The organism is Mycobacterium simiae, assembly GCF_010727605.1.
GTDB lineage: Bacteria > Actinomycetota > Actinomycetes > Mycobacteriales > Mycobacteriaceae > Mycobacterium > Mycobacterium simiae.
Genome location: NZ_AP022568.1, coordinates 4,290,964 through 4,305,809 on the forward strand (window position 1 = coordinate 4,290,964; position 14,846 = coordinate 4,305,809).

Consider the following 14,846-nt stretch of genomic DNA (forward strand, 5'->3'; position numbering starts at 1 on the left):
CTCTCACGGTTGGTGTGGTAACAGACGGACCATCAGGCCGTTGGCCTCGCTGAGCAGCGACCCATCGACCGATGTCATCGTCGAGGAGATGAAGACTTTCCGACCGTCGGTATTGCTGATGCGGCCCTTGGCGATCAATGGTTCATCGATCGGGGTGATCTTGCGGTAGTCGACATGCAGGTACGCGGTGCGGGTCGGGCGAATGCCCGCGGTGGAAACGACCATGCCGAACATCCAGTCGTACAACAGCGGGATCATGCCCCCGTGCACGGCGTTATTGCCGCCGACGTGCGACCGGCTGAAGTGCCCTTCCATCGTGACGCCGTCGGGTCCGGACTCGGTCAGCGTCCACGGCGGCAGCAGCGGATGGCCGAGCCCGGGCAGTTCCAGAACGCGGCCGGCGGGTGTCACGTGCTCTGCAGCCTGGTGGCCGTCGAGCAAGGCGCAGGCGTTTTCGACATATTGTGCCGCACGTGCCCATATCGAACTGTCCGGGTTGGTGGACACCGCGAGGTCCTGCAACCGGCGCAGCGCCTCGGCGAATCGGCCCAGTTCCGGCGGCGCGTCTTCGACCGCAGAGATTTGCGGAAACCCGCCGCGGGTTCCGGGAGCGGTGTCGGTCATGCGGATCCTTTGGCCTGCCATGCGTGGAGCGGCTCGATCATGAACCAGCCGGTGAGCTTCCAGGTGAAAGGGACCCGCACGCCTGTCCTCCAAAATAGTTTTCGACCATACTAAGTTCGTTACAGTATAGATTTCAGCAGTACCGCCCTCGGACGGCAAGGAGCGACATGACGGAAGTGGCCGACCAGCCGGAGGGATCCTTCGACGTGCAGGTGATCGGCTTTTGGCTGAGCTAGCGGTTTAGGGTGACCGGCATGGCGGGATTCGCGCTGGCGAAACGGTCCGTGGGCCTCTCCGCAGAGCTGGCCCGCGAACTCGGCCTGGTAGTGCCCCGGACGGTGTCCGGCCTCAACGAGTCGACGGGCTGGGTGCCGGCGACGCCGCGGGGGGTGCGCCAGTTTGGTGAGGTCTTGTTGGACGAATTGGTCCTGAGTGGCTTCTCGCTGCTGAGCGGGAACCTGCCCGACGATCTCCGGCCGGTGCACGCCTGCGCTCCGGCCGCCGAGGAGCTCTCGCGGCTGGGCATCGACGGTGCACACACCGCGCCAAAGCCGTTGCGAGAGACTTCGATACGGCGACGCCGGATCGGCAGACTGTCCTATGAGCGGATGACCTTCGAACACGATCCGCAGCTGCCGCCGACACTGGCCGCTGAAGGGCACAGCGGTCCGTGTCGGGCGGTGGTGCACCTGTGCCGTCATCGCGGCGGTGCGCGGCCGTGGCTGATCTGGGTGCATGGCGCCGGTCAGGGCGGTACCGAGGACCTACTGCTGTCGCGTATCGGCCGTATCCACCACGGCCTGGGATTCAACGTCGCGCTCCCGGTGCAGCCCGGGCACGGCTGCCGCCGCCGTGACTGGCCGGCGTATCCGGACATGGATCCGCTGCGCAACGTCGCGGTCATGATGCGGGTGGTGTCCGAAGTGCGCGCCGTGGTGCGCTGGGTGCAGCAGCAGGCCAGTGCCGTTGTGGTGTCCGGGATTTCGATGGGCACCCCGGTGGCCGCACTGGTTTCGCACCTGGAACGGCAGATCGACGCGGTGGGTCTCTACACCCCGATTCTGGGGCTGAATGCGATGATCGCGCGGCACCTGTCGCGCTGGGGTTCGGCGCGCGAGGAGTTCCGGGAGCTGCTGGGATCGCCGGTGGTCGCCCAGCTGACGTCGGTGATCGATCCGTTGGCCGTCGACCCGGCGCCGCCGCCGGCACGTCGGCTCATCGTCGGGGCCTGGCACGATCGCATGGCGATGCGTGAACCCGTCGAAGCGTTGCAGCAGCGCTGGGGCGGCCAGCTCTACTGGTACGACGGCAGTCACGTCGGCCATATCTTCTCCCGTCGCGTGCAGAAGGTATCGGAGCGATTCCTGCGCGAGGTGGCGGAGTCGCACTGATGACGGCCATCCGGACCGCGCGTGAGGTGGTCGAACTGTACAACCTGGTGGTCTGGAACGAGTGCAACCTCGAGCTGGCCGACGAGTTGCTGGGCGACAACGTAATTCGTCATGAGGTCGGCGCTGCCCGAACGCTGACCCACGCCGAGGCTGTCGCCCGCGTCTCGGACATGTGGCAACAGGTCATTTCGCTGCGCTTCGCGCCCATCCTGGTCATCGCCGATGACGACGGCGAACACGTCGCCATCGTCTACGACTCCACCATCACCGGCAAGGACGGCACCGAAACCCGGATCGCCAGCATCGAAGTATTCCGCGTCGTCACCGGCCGGATCACCGAAGTCTGGAATTGCGGCTACCACCAAGGAGTGTGGAATTGACCGATCGCGTGCTCGACGAATTGGGCTACTACCTGCTGGCCGGCGCCGGCGGCGAGGGCCCGGCGACCCTGGTGGACGAAGCCCGCCGCGGCGAACAGCTCGGCTTCGGCACCGCGTTCATCTCCGAGCGGTGGAATGTCAAGGAAGCGTCGTCGCTGGTCGGTGCGGCCTGCGCGGTGACCAACAGGATGCAGATCGCCACGGCCGCAACCAATCACAACACCCGCCATCCGCTCATCACCGCCTCGTGGGCGACCACCATGCACCGGCTGTCCGGCGGTCGATTCACGCTGGGCATCGGCCGCGGGATCGCGGCGATCTACGGCGCGTTCGGTATATCTGCGGTCACCACCGCACAGATGGAGGACTGGGCCCAGGTCATGCGCCGACTCTGGCACGGCGAAATGATCTTCAACCACGACGGGCCGATGGGCAAATACCCGATCCTGTTCCTGGATCCCGCGTTCGACGAAGACATCCGGCTCGCGCTGGTGGCCTTCGGCCCCAACACCCTCGCCCTGGGTGGTCGCGTCTTCGACGACGTCATTCTGCACACCTACTTCACGCCCGAGACGTTGCAGCGCTGTGTCAAGACGGTCAAGTCCGCCGCGGAGAAGGCCGGACGCGATCCGGACAGCGTGCGAGTATGGTCGTGCTTCGCCACGGTCGGCGACCACCTGCCCGAAGAGCTGAAGCTGAAGAAGACTGTCGCCCGGCTGGCCACCTATCTGCAGGGTTACGGTGACTTGCTAGTGCGCACCAACGACTGGGATCCCGCTGTGCTGGAACGATTCCGGTCCGACTCGGTGGTGACCTCGATCGCGGGCGGCATCGATCACAAGGCCACCGCCGAGCAGATCGAACACATCGCGACGCTGATCCCCGACGAATGGCTGGCGCCGGCGGCCACCGGCTCGGCCCAGCAGTGCGCCGAGCGCATCCGCAAGGAGTTCGACTATGGCGCCGACGCGGTGATCATGCACGGCGCGACCCCCGACGAGCTGGCGCCGGTGGTCACCGCCTACCGGGCCGGGGCCTGACGGGCGGCCCGGGTCAGGGCATGATCACAGTGCGCGTTACCGGTTCGGCCGCAACCTGGCGACTGGACAATCCCCGCAGCAGGGCCGCCAGCAACGCATCCCGCGTCTCGCGAGGATCGATGAGTTCGTCGAAACCCATACCTTCGGCCGATCGGTAGGACGCCTGCAACTCGGCGTTGCGCAGTTTTTCGGCGAGATCCTCCCCGGCATGCGATGCCCGGCTCAACGCGGCCGCGCTCATCGCCCCCATCGTCGCGCCGGGATAGGCGAATGTCGCGACCTGGTGGTCGAAACCCAACAGCGACATCACCATTGAGCCGAACCCGTACGCTTTGCGTAGCGTCACGTGCAGCTTCACTGTGGTGGCCGCCGTCTGGGCGGCGAACATGCGCGCACCGGCCCGCAGGACGCCGCTGCGTTCGGACCGGCTCCCCGGCAGCATGCCGGGATTGTCGGCGAGAAAGACGAGCGGCAGGTGGAACGAGTCCGCCACCATGATGAAGTGCGCGGCCTTGTCCGCCGCCGCGGCGTCGATCGAACCGGCAAGCACCTGAGGCTGATTGGCGACTACCGCGACAGGGTGGCCACCGAGATGGGCCAGGGCGCAGATGATCGCGGTCCCCAGCCGTGGCTGCACCTCGAACCAGTCGGGCCGATCGAAGACCACGTCCAGCACCGCTCGCATGTCGTACACGCGACGGTTGTCGCGCGAGACGATGTCGAGCAGTTCCGGTGTCGGCCGTGGCTGGCTGTCCTCGTCGGGCGGCAGCGCCGACGGGTAGGACCAGGCGCTGGGCGGAAAGTAGGACAGGTAGCGACGGATGTCGGCGAGGACGGCTTCGTCGTCCTCGGCCAGGTTGTGGATCACCCCGCTGGGCAACGCGACATCGGGGCCGCCCAGATCCTCTTTCGAAATGTCTTCTCCGGTGGACTCTTTGACGACGGGTGGGCCAGCGGTGAAGATCGCGCCCTGCCGGCTCATGATGCGGAAGTCGCAGACTGGTGCCACCAGCGCGCCGTGGCCGGCCGACGGGCCGAGCACCGCGGCGACTGTCGGCACGCGGCCCGAGCATTGCGCCTGGGCGAGCAGGTCGGTGGGAGTGCGTCCGTAGTGCCCGCCGGTCGGCCGGAAGCCGGCGCCCTCGAGCAGCATCACCAGCGGGATCTTGTCGCGCAGCGCCAGCTCGGCGATGCGATATCGCTTGGAGTTGCCGCCGGGACCGATGCTGCCGGCCATGGTGGTGAAGTCCTCGGCGCCCAGCATCACCGGGGAGCCATTGATCGACCCGGACCCGACGATCAGCGCGTCGGCCGCGACATCACCGCCCACCAGGGTGCCGATCTCGCGGAAGGTGCCTGGGTCGAGCAGGTGCTCGATCCGGGCACGCGCGTCGAGCTTGCCCTTGGCCCGGTGCTTGTCGAGCCGCTCGGGCCCGCCCATTCCCCACGCGTGTTGACGGCGACGTTCGAGGTCGTCGAGTGTCCCGTCCCAATCCTGGGCTTTCGTCATGCGTCAGTCCTACCTCACGGATGCCCTCGGGCGCGCCACCTCGCGCCTGCGATCGCCGCGCGATATGCAGGGTCACATACTGGATTACTTACTGTAAAGTTACCCGCATGTCTGACGGGCTCCGCCTCAAGATCGACGGCGGCATCCCCAATCGGCTGCAGCGCGTGGTCGACGCGGTCGGCAAGCTGGAACAGCAGGGCTATGACGGCACCGTCGCAATGAAGGAGTTTGGCCAGTGAGCACGACGACGATGGATGACGCCGGTCGGGTGTTGGCAGATCCGTTGGCGTACACCGACGAGACCGGGCTGCACGCCGCGCTGACTCACCTACGAGCCGCCGCGCCGGTGTCCTGGGTCGAGGTGCCGGACTACAAGCCCTTCTGGGCGATCACCAAACACGCCGACGTCATGGACATCGAGCGGCAGAACATGCAGTTCACCAACTGGCCCCGGCCGGTGCTCACCACGGCGGAGGGCGACGAGCTGCAGGCCGCCGCCGGCGTCCGCACGCTGATCCACCTGGACGACCCGCAACACCGTGTGGTGCGCGCGATCGGCTCGGACTGGTTTCGGCCAAAGGCCATGCGCGCGTTGAAAATGCGTGTGGACGAACTCGCCAAGATCTACGTCGACAAGATGCTGGCGGTCGGCCCCGAATGCGACTTCGTGCAGCAAGTCGCGGTGAACTACCCGCTGTACGTCATCATGTCGCTGCTGGGCATCCCGGAGGCGGACTTCCCCCGCATGCTCAAGCTCACCCAGGAGCTGTTCGGCAGCGACGACTCCGAATTCAAGCGCGGCACTTCGAATGAGGATCAGATTCCGGCGCTGCTGGACATGTTCAGTTACTTCAATGGCGTCACCGAGGCGCGCCGCGCGCACCCGACCGAGGATCTCGCCTCGGCGATTGCCAACGCCCGCGTTGACGGTGAACCGTTGTCGGACATCGACACCGTGTCGTACTACCTCATCGTGGCCACCGCGGGGCATGACACCACCAGTGCGACCATCTCCGGTGGGCTGCAGGCGCTCATCGAGAACCCCGACCAGCTCGACCGCCTGCGGCGCAATTTGGACCTGATGCCGTTGGCCACCGAGGAGATGATCCGCTGGGTGACTCCCGTCAAGGAATTCATGCGGACCGCCGCCGAGGACACCACCGTGCGGGGAGTGCCGATCGCCGCGGGGGATTCGGTCCTGCTGTCCTACGTTTCGGCCAACCGCGACGAGGATGTCTTCGACGAACCGTTCCGTTTCGACGTCGGACGTGACCCCAACAAGCACCTTGCCTTCGGGTACGGAGTGCACTTCTGCATGGGCGCGGCCCTGGCCCGCATGGAAGTCAACAGCTTCTTCTCCGAGTTGCTGCCCAGGCTCAAATCCATTGAGCTGACCGGTGCTCCGGAGTTGGTCGCCACCACGTTCGTCGGCGGCCTCAAACACCTGCCGGTGCGCTACGTGCTGACCTGAGCCCGTCAGGGAGTCAGGCGTTCTTCTCGTTCCCATCGACAGCGCCACGCGCATGGGCGAGACTGAATCGCGGCGCACGGTGCGGGCGCCGATGACCGCTTGGGTACAGAAAGTTGGGCAGCAGCTCATGGCACACGGCGCAACGATCCACCAGGTCACCTACGATTTGCTTCGCGAGCTGGGCTTGACGACGGTATTCGGCAACCCCGGGTCCACCGAGCAGACGTTCCTGAAGAACTTCCCCAGTGATTTCAGGTATGTCCTTGGGCTGCAAGAGGCTTCGGTGCTGGCGATGGCCGACGGTTTCGCGCAGTCCACCGGCAGACCCACGCTGGTCAACCTGCACACCAGCGCCGGCACCGGCAACGCGATGGGCAGCCTGATGTCTGCGTATCGCGGCAACACTCCACTGATCGTCACGGCCGGCCAGCAGACCCGGGAAATGGTGCTGTGCGATCCGTACCTGACCAACCCCAACGAGACGTTGCTGCCGTTGCCCTGGGTCAAGTGGGCGTACGAACCCAAGCGCGCCGAGGATGTGCCGGCGGCATTCATGCGTGCCTACACCGTGGCCCTGCAACCGCCGGCGGGGCCGGTGTATTTGTCGATCCCACTGGACGACTGGGACAAGCCGGCACTGGGCCCGGCGGTGGTGCGCACCGTCAGCCACCGGGTGGCGCCCGACGCCGAGCGGCTGAAGGAATTCGCCGACCGGATCAACCGCGCGCAGCGGCCGCTGCTGGTGTTCGGCCCCGAGGTCGACCGGGCCGGCGGCTGGGACGCCGGCGTGGCGTTCGCCGAGAAGCTCGGCGCCCCGGTGCACAACGGACCGCTGCCGGACCGGGTGTCGTTTCCGGAGAATCACCCGCAGTACCGGGGCATGCTGCCGCTGACGATTGCCGGTGTGGCGGAGGCACTTCGTGGCCACGACCTGGTCGTGGTGATCGGCGCGCAGGTGTTCCGGTACTACCCGTACGTCGCCGGCGATTACCTGCCGGAGGGCAGCGAATTGCTGCACATTACCGCCGATCCCGCGCTGGCCGGGGCCGCCCCGGTCGGTGACAGCCTGATCGGTGACACCCGGTTGGCGCTGGAGCAGTTGGTGGGGCTGATCGACGGCCGCGGCCGCACGGCGGCCGCGGCGGCGCCGGCCCCGGAGATCAACATTGTCGACGCGGATTCTTCGCCGCTGACGCCGGACGCGGCATGGTCCACACTGGCCACCGTCAAGCCCGCGGATTCTCCGGTCGTGATGGAGTCGACGTCGACGATGGCCCAGCAGCTGCACTGGCTGCCCACCACGCGGCCCGGTTCGTTCTTCGCAACGGCCAGCGGGGGCATCGGCTGGGGTGTGCCGGGCGCGGTCGGCATCGCGCTCGGCGATCGCGCCCGCGGGGTCCATCGCACCGTGATTGCGACGATCGGCGACGGTTCCTTCCAGTACTCGATCCAGGCGATCTACACCGCCGCTCAGCACAAGCTGCCCATCGTCTTCGTGGTGATGCGCAACGAGGAATACGGGGGGCTCAAGGCGTTCGCCTTGCTGGAGGAGACCCCCAACGTGCCCGGCCTTGAGCTGCCAGGGCTCGACATTGGCGCTCTGGCAACGGGTTACGGCTGCCGAACGGTCGACGTCGATACCACCGAAAAACTCGCCGCGGAATTCACGGCGGCGCTGACGGTCGACGGACCCACGGTCATCGTGGTGCACACCAAGCCGCAGCTGGCGCACCTGGGCTGACCCGGGCGGCCCTGCGCTGGCAGCCCTCGGTTCGTTGAGCGGACCGCTTAACGCCTGCCCGCTACACTCCCCGTGGAGGTCTCGCAATGACGCGGAAGACGATTGTGATCACCGGAGCCAGCGACGGGATCGGCGCGGCAGCGGCGCGCCGACTGCACCGCAACGGTGACCAGGTCGTCGTGGTGGGCCGCTCGCAATCCAAGACGCAAGCGGTGGCCGCCGAATTGGGTGCGGACTATTTCGTCGTCGATTACGGCGACCTGTCCCAGGTTAGGGCGCTATCGGACAAGATTCGCTCGCAGTACCCGCGCATCGATGTGTTGATCAACAACGCCGGCAGAATGGCCAGCAAGATCGAGCTGACACCCGACGGCTACGAACGCACCTATCAGGTCAACTACCTGGCGCCGTTCCTGCTGACCACCCAATTGCTGGATGTGCTGCTGGAGTCGCGCGCCACCGTCGTCAACACAACCAGCTCGTCGCACAAGCTGATTCGTCGAGCCACCGTTGACGACCTGGAGCACACGGCCAGCCGCCGGCCCGCCGCCGCCTACGCCCTCTCGAAGCTGGCAATCGTGTTGTTTACCAAGGAATTACATCGGCGCTACCAGACCAGTGGCCTTTCCGCCGCAACCGTGCATCCCGGCAACGTCAACTCCAACATCGGCGTCGCTTCGGGATCGCGGTTCCTGGTGTTCATGCAGCGATACACCCCGGCGGCGCTATTCATCTCGACCCCGGACGAGGGCGCCGACCAGTTGGTCCGGCTTGCCTCCAGCACGCCCGGTTCGCAGTGGACGCCCGGCGAGTACTACGCACAGCGCAAGATCGCCAAGGCCAGCAGATTGGCGAACGACCGCGCGTTGGCCGCCGAGCTGTGGGAGCGCACCCTGGCCAAGATCGGCTGACGTGACATTCGATACTTCTCAGTATCCAGTCGATACTGAAGAGTATGCTGCTGGACATGTCACCGGTGAAGCCGCATCGCACCCGTCCCACCCGGGGTGAGGTCCGCGACCGAATCCTGGATGCGGCCTCGAAAGTGTTCGCGGCCGAAGGGTTTGCCGGTGCCACCATCGACGCAATCGGGCAGGCCGCGGGATTCACCAAGGGCGCGGTCTATTCGAATTTCGAGTCCAAGGACGAGCTGTTCCTGGCTTTGGTCGACCGCGAGTTCGAGCTGCGTGGCGAGCAGATCGCGGTAGCGCTGGACAGCAGCGGTGGCGACCGGGCCGCGGCGGCGCGCGAGGTGAGCCGGTCGGTACTCGATTCGGTGCGCGACAACTCCGACTATTACGTGCTACTCGTGGAGTACTGGCTGCGTGCCCAGCGCGATCCGCAGCTGCGCGAGCGGCTGATCGGGCGCCGTCGCGCCGCGGCAGACCAGGCCCTGCACATCGTCGAATCGACCGACGCGGTGCCGTCGGACCGGCGGCTGGTCGACGTCGCCCAGCTCGTCGTCACCATCAACCTGGGCGTCGCGATGGAAGAGGCCCTGCGCCCTGGCAGCATCAACCCAGACCTGCTCGCGGAACTGATCACTGCACTGCTGCAATCGATTCCGGTTTGCGGCGACTAGGGGACTTCACCATGGATACCGAAGACGAGCCGGACACGACTGCGCCGGTGATCATCGCCAAGGGATTAGGCGTCGACGGCGAACACGGGCCGATCTTCTCGGGGGTCGACCTCGCGCTGTCGTCGGGCTTTCACGCAATTCAGATGCCCGGCGGCCCCGGGCAGACCACACTGCTGCTGACACTCGCGGGACGTTTCAAGCCCAGCCACGGCTCGCTGACCGTGCTCGGTGAAACGACGCTGCACGCTATCCGTCGGCACTGTGCGATCGCTGCCTTTGACGACATTGACGACCTGGAGGAGTCGGTGACCGTGGCCACGGTGCTCGCCGAACAACGCCGGTGGTTGGCGCCGTGGTATTCGCTGGTGCCGCTGCAAGCCGGGCAGGCCGAGCTGATGGAAGTCTTCGGCCAGCTACCCCCGCCGTCCCCTGGCACGTACATCGTCGAATTGTCGGACCTAGAGCTGTTTTTGCTGCGCATCACGCTGGCGCTGCTGTCGAATCGTCCGATCTTGGTGGTCGGCGACCTGGAACAGGTTCGCGACAATTCCCGGCGTGCGATCGCGGTGCAGCGGCTCGGCGTGATCGCGAACCAGCGCACCGTCGTGGTCGGTGTGACCAACCCGCTCGGCACCGACGCACCCGAGCATGAACTGCACGATCAACGGGACCTGGCCGAAGGGGATTAATGATGCTGGCTGGACTCGCATTCGGTTCGGAGATCAAGCGATTCGGGCGCAGCCGATTGACGCGCGTGGCGATCGTCGTGCTGATGCTGCTGCCGTTGGTGTACGGGGCGCTGTACCTGTGGGCGTTTTGGGACCCCTTCGGCCACACCAACAAAATGCCGGTGGCTCTGGTCAATTCCGACCGCGGCGCCGTGGTGTCAGGCGAGCAGTTCAACGCCGGCGACCAGATCGCCAAGAGCCTGACCGCGGACGGCGGTTTGGACTGGCACGTTGTGGACTTGGCGGAAGCGCGCAGCGGCGTCGATCACGGCAAGTACTACTTCATGGTCGAGTTGCCGCCGGACTTCAGCGCGGCGATCGCATCGCCGGTGACCGGGCAGCCGAAGAAAGCCAATCTGATTGCCGTCTACAACGACGCCAACAACTACATCTCCACGAGCATTGGCCGCACCGCGATCGGCCAGGTGCTCAACGCCGTGTCCAGCCGGATCTCGGGACAGGCGGTCAATCAGGTGCTGTCGGTGGTGGTTTCGTCGGGTGCGGGGATCAAGCAGGCTGCCGACGGGGCCGCTCGACTCGATGACGGCGCTGGTCAGTTGGTGACCGGCCTGGACAGCGCCCGGTCCGGCGCGGCGAAGCTTGCGACCGGCGCCCAGCAACTGTCGGACGGGATCAACCAGGCCACCGACCCGCTGCTCGCGATATCCCGAGCACTGTCACAGATCGGCGGCAGCACGCAGCAATTGCAGCAGGGCGCGGCCGCCCTGCAGCAGGCCAACGACCAGATCGGCGCCATTGCCGCGGCGCAGGATGGCGCCGCGGACTCGCTGTCGCCGGTGATCGATCAGCTCTCCGCTCGCCAGGATCCGTTGGCCAACAACCTGCGCGGCATCCAAGATCAGCTTCGGGGCCACCAGTTCACGCCGCAGATCCGCCAGCAGCTCACCAATGCGCAGAACGCGGCGATCGCCTTGACATCGGGATTGCGTAACCCGGGCAGTCCGCTCGGGTCGGCGCTCGACCAGGTGGGCAGCAAGGGCCAGGACCTGACGAACAAGCTCACCCAGCTGCGCGACGGGGCCCAGCAGGTTGCCAGCGGCAACGTTGAATTGGCCGGCGGCATCGCCAAACTCGACGACGGCGCACACCAACTCAAGGCGGGGTCGGCCGAGCTGGCGACCAAACTCGCCGACGGGGCCAAGCAGCTGCCCGACTGGACGACTCAGCAAAAGGATGCCGTCGCCGACACTATCGGCGGTCCGGTCCAACTCAAGGCTTCACACGAGAACGCCGCGCCCAACTTCGGCACCGGCATGGCTCCGTTCTTCCTGACGCTGGCCTTGTTCTTCGGTGCCTTGGTGCTATGGATGGTGCTGCGGCCCTTGCAGAGTCGTGCGATCGCGGCGGAGGTGTTCGAGATCCGCGTGGTGCTCGCCAGCTACCTACCTGCCGCGGCGATCGCGGTATTCCAGGCCACCATCCTTTACTGCGTCGTCCGGTTCGCCCTCGGTGTGCACGCCGTGCACCCGGTGGCGATGCTGGGGTTCATGATCCTTATTTCCGCTGCATTCGTGGCCGCGACGCAGGCGATCAACGCACTTGTCGGTCCGGCGGTGGGCCGGGTGTTGATCATGGCCCTGCTGATGCTGCAGCTCGTCAGCGCGGGCGGGATGTATCCCGTGGAAACCACGTCACGGCCTTTCCAAGTCTTGCATCGTTTCGACCCGATGACCTATGGCGTCAACGGGCTCCGGCAGCTCGTCCTCGGCGGCATCGATGCGCGGCTCTGGCAGGCGGTTATCGTGCTGGTCGCGATAACGGCGGTCTCGCTGGCGATCTCATCGCTGTCTGCGCGACGAGACCGCGTCTGGAATCTCAGCAGACTGATCCCCGCGATCAAGATGTAGCGACTCGCGATGCTTGGGCCCGCTGCAACGGGTGTCAAGGCGTGGGAGTGACGTCACTCGATCCCGAAATCGATGATGCCGCGGACGATCTTGCCGTTCCGCAGGTCGTCGTACGCCTCGTTGATGTCGTCGAGACGGTAACGGCGGGTGATCATCTCGTCGAGCAGCAGCTGTCCGGTCTGGTAGAGCCGGGCCAGCCGGAAGACATCGGCCTTCGGGTTGCAGGAGCCGAACACGGTGCCGGCGAGCGACTTGTTGCTCAAGATGAACTCTTGCAGATCGATCTTGACCGAGCTGGTCAACTGCGAGGTCATCCCGGTGAGCACACAGGTCCCGCCCTTGCGGGTGAGCCTGACCGCGTCACGCACATCCTCGGCGGTGATGAGCGAGGGCGACAGCACCACGGCGTCGGCCATCACCCCGTGGGTCAGCTCGCGCACCAGGTCCAGCGCTTCGACTGCGCTCGCGGCGGTATGAGTGGCACCGAATTGCAGGGCCGACTTCTGTTTGAAATCCACCGGATCCACCGCCACGATATGGGCGGCGCCGCCGATGCGGGCGCCCTGGATCGCACCCGTGCCGATGCCGCCGACACCCACCACCACGACGGTATCGCCCGGGCGCATGTTGGAGCGGTTGGCCACCGAACCGAAACCCGTGGGAATGGCGCAGGACAGCAGTGCACTGGGCGCCAACGGCAGGTGCGGCTCGATCTTCACCAGTGAATTCACGGACGCCACTGTGTGATTGGCGAACGCGCCCACTTTGGCCAGATGTCCCAGTGGCTTGCCGTCTGCGGTGTGATGCCGGTAGGTACCGTCGGTCGGCATGCCCGGCGTCAGCACGCCGGCACCCATGTCGCAGAGGTATTCCAGGCCGCTCGCGCACCAGCGGCACTGTCCACACACCGCGACGAACGACATCACAACGTGGTCTCCGGGTGCGAATTCCATTACGCCGTCGCCTACTTCGCGCACCACTCCCGAGCCCTCGTGACCGCCGATCATCGGGAACATGGTGGGCAGCCCGAGCGAGCGCAACGTCTCATTGGGTGCCGACATGTCGCCGGAGAGGATGTGGTCGTCGGAGTGACACATTCCCGCGGCCGCCATCTCGACCAGCACCTCGCCGGCTTTCGGCGAGTCCAGCTCGAATTCCTCGACGGACCAAGGCCCGCCGACATCGTGCAGGATGGCCGCCCGGCTTTTCATGCGGCCGGGGTGAACGTGACAGGAAGCTTGTTCGGTGATCGGAAGGTGAGCCCGATGATGCGAGACTCCTCGCCGGTGCCGTCGTCGGGCACCAGCGCCAGGTTGCGGACGCGGTCGAGCAGGCTGTTGAGCATGACCCGGGTTTCCAGCCGGGCCAGATGCATGCCGAGGCACATGTGGATGCCACCGGCGAATGCGATGTGGGCGTTGCGCGGTCGGTGAATGTCGAAACGGTCCGGATGGGGCCAACGACTTTCGTCGCGATTGGCCGACCCCACACACATGTCGACCTGCGCCTCGGCGGGTATTACCTTGCCGCCGATTTCGACTTCTTCGGTGGTAGTGCGCATGACCATGGTCAACGGCGTCTCCACCCGCAAGCCCTCTTCGATGGTGGCGGGGATCAACGCGCGGTCCTGCCGGACCATCTCCAGCTGGTCGGGATGAGTGAGCAACAGGTACAACAAGTTTCCCGACGAGCGGTAGGTCGTCTCCAGGCCGGCGGGCAACAGCAAGCGCAGGAACGCGATGATGGCGTCGTCGGTGAGTTTCTCGCCGTCGATCTCGGCAGCCACCAGATCGCCGATGATGTCGTTGGTGCGCTTCCGGCGCCGCTGCTCGACTTGCTCGAGGAAATACCCGTGCAACTCCGCGGCGGCATTGAGTCCCGCGACGATGTCGGTCGGAATTGAGATCAGGTCGAGCGACAGCCGCCGGAACATGTCGAGATCCTCGGGAGGCAAACCGAGCAGAACCGAGATGATCCGGGTCGGGAACTCGAACGTCAACGCCTTGACCAGGTCGGCCTGACCCTGGTCCTTGATTTCGTCGATCAGCTGATCGCACACCGGCCCGATGACGGCAGGTTCCCAGCGTTGCAGCGCCGTGGCCCGAAATGCCTTGGCCACCAGGCTGCGGTGGTCGTGATGTTCCTTGCCTCCCATCGCCAAGATGGTATGGCCCATGACCAACCCGATCGTCTTGTCGTAGCCGGCCGAGGTGAAGATCCGGTCGTCGCGGAAAGCCTGGAATACCTCGTCATACCCGAACAGCGCCCACTCGTCGCTCGGGCGCAGTTCCTCTGGCAGTTGCGTGTGATCACCGAGCGCGCCGTGCCAGACCGGGTCGGTGCGCCGCATGTATTCGAAGAACGGATACGGGCTGATTTCACCCGTGAAATCGAGGGTGACCGGCTGGGCATGCGCATCGGGACGGTCGGTGCGTAGCGGCATCAGTGCTCCTCTTGGGCAACCCGTTGACGCAGGCCGGCTCCTGCGGAATTTCGCTATCATAGTATAAA

At 65.8% G+C, this 14,846-nt stretch carries 14 protein-coding genes; 10 read left to right on the forward strand and 4 right to left on the reverse strand.

Annotated elements, in window-relative coordinates; genetic code table 11:
- Nucleotides 1–3: 3 nt before the first annotated feature.
- A complete protein-coding gene (locus G6N33_RS20135; RefSeq protein ID WP_044507242.1) occupies nt 4–624 on the reverse strand; it encodes a PaaI family thioesterase in 621 nt (206 codons plus the stop codon).
- Between the two features lie 254 nt (nt 625–878).
- Here G6N33_RS20135 and G6N33_RS20140 point away from each other — a divergent pair, with 254 nt between their 5' ends.
- The 3 genes from G6N33_RS20140 to G6N33_RS20150 are packed head-to-tail and all read left to right on the forward strand — an operon-like array spanning nt 879 to nt 3,435.
- The gene (locus tag G6N33_RS20140) at nt 879–2,015 is read left to right on the forward strand and encodes an alpha/beta hydrolase family protein (RefSeq protein ID WP_044512140.1); all 1,137 of its coding nucleotides are present in this window, start codon (nt 879–881) and stop codon (nt 2,013–2,015) included.
- Nucleotides 2,015–2,395, forward strand: a complete 381-nt coding sequence (locus G6N33_RS20145; protein WP_044507240.1) for a nuclear transport factor 2 family protein — start codon at nt 2,015–2,017, stop codon at nt 2,393–2,395. The genes G6N33_RS20140 and G6N33_RS20145 overlap by 1 nt, the downstream gene beginning before the upstream one ends.
- Nucleotides 2,392–3,435: a TIGR03857 family LLM class F420-dependent oxidoreductase gene (locus G6N33_RS20150; protein WP_044512138.1), complete on the forward strand. Its 1,044-nt coding sequence runs from the start codon at nt 2,392–2,394 to the stop codon at nt 3,433–3,435. The genes G6N33_RS20145 and G6N33_RS20150 overlap by 4 nt, the downstream gene beginning before the upstream one ends.
- Nucleotides 3,436–3,448: 13 nt before the next feature.
- On the opposite strand, the gene G6N33_RS20155 is transcribed toward G6N33_RS20150, so the two are convergent.
- Nucleotides 3,449–4,945 (reverse strand): acyl-CoA carboxylase subunit beta, encoded by a 1,497-nt coding sequence (locus G6N33_RS20155; RefSeq protein WP_061556458.1) that lies wholly within the window; start codon nt 4,943–4,945, stop codon nt 3,449–3,451.
- A 107-nt stretch (nt 4,946–5,052) separates the two neighbouring features.
- On the opposite strand from G6N33_RS20155, the gene G6N33_RS27775 reads away from it, so the two are divergent.
- The 7 genes from G6N33_RS27775 (at nt 5,053) to G6N33_RS20190 (ending at nt 12,335) form a co-directional block, all read left to right on the forward strand.
- Nucleotides 5,053–5,184: a hypothetical protein gene (locus G6N33_RS27775; RefSeq protein ID WP_269210862.1), complete on the forward strand. Its 132-nt coding sequence runs from the start codon at nt 5,053–5,055 to the stop codon at nt 5,182–5,184.
- A gap of 11 nt (nt 5,185–5,195) precedes the next feature.
- Complete coding sequence (locus G6N33_RS20165) at nt 5,196–6,416, forward strand: cytochrome P450 (protein WP_044512136.1); 1,221 nt, start codon at nt 5,196–5,198, stop codon at nt 6,414–6,416.
- Between the two features lie 127 nt (nt 6,417–6,543).
- A complete protein-coding gene (mdlC, locus tag G6N33_RS20170; RefSeq protein WP_044512135.1) occupies nt 6,544–8,157 on the forward strand; it encodes a benzoylformate decarboxylase in 1,614 nt (537 codons plus the stop codon).
- Nucleotides 8,158–8,243: 86 nt separating this feature from the next.
- Nucleotides 8,244–9,068: an SDR family NAD(P)-dependent oxidoreductase gene (locus tag G6N33_RS20175; protein WP_044507236.1), complete on the forward strand. Its 825-nt coding sequence runs from the start codon at nt 8,244–8,246 to the stop codon at nt 9,066–9,068.
- A 44-nt stretch (nt 9,069–9,112) separates the two neighbouring features.
- Nucleotides 9,113–9,739 (forward strand): TetR/AcrR family transcriptional regulator, encoded by a 627-nt coding sequence (locus G6N33_RS20180; RefSeq protein ID WP_044507234.1) that lies wholly within the window; start codon nt 9,113–9,115, stop codon nt 9,737–9,739.
- Nucleotides 9,740–9,750: 11 nt separating this feature from the next.
- Nucleotides 9,751–10,428 carry a hypothetical protein gene (locus G6N33_RS20185; RefSeq protein WP_044507232.1) on the forward strand — a complete coding sequence of 226 codons (678 nt, stop codon included), beginning with the start codon at nt 9,751–9,753 and terminating at the stop codon, nt 10,426–10,428.
- Nucleotides 10,429–10,430: 2 nt separating this feature from the next.
- Nucleotides 10,431–12,335 (forward strand): YhgE/Pip domain-containing protein, encoded by a 1,905-nt coding sequence (locus tag G6N33_RS20190; RefSeq protein ID WP_044512133.1) that lies wholly within the window; start codon nt 10,431–10,433, stop codon nt 12,333–12,335.
- Between the two features lie 53 nt (nt 12,336–12,388).
- On the opposite strand, the gene G6N33_RS20195 is transcribed toward G6N33_RS20190, so the two are convergent.
- A complete protein-coding gene (locus G6N33_RS20195; protein WP_044507230.1) occupies nt 12,389–13,546 on the reverse strand; it encodes a Zn-dependent alcohol dehydrogenase in 1,158 nt (385 codons plus the stop codon).
- Entirely contained in the window at nt 13,543–14,778 is a 1,236-nt protein-coding gene (locus G6N33_RS20200; protein ID WP_044507229.1) for a cytochrome P450, read from the reverse strand. Before G6N33_RS20200 ends, G6N33_RS20195 begins: the two co-directional genes overlap by 4 nt.
- Nucleotides 14,779–14,846 lie beyond the last annotated feature (68 nt).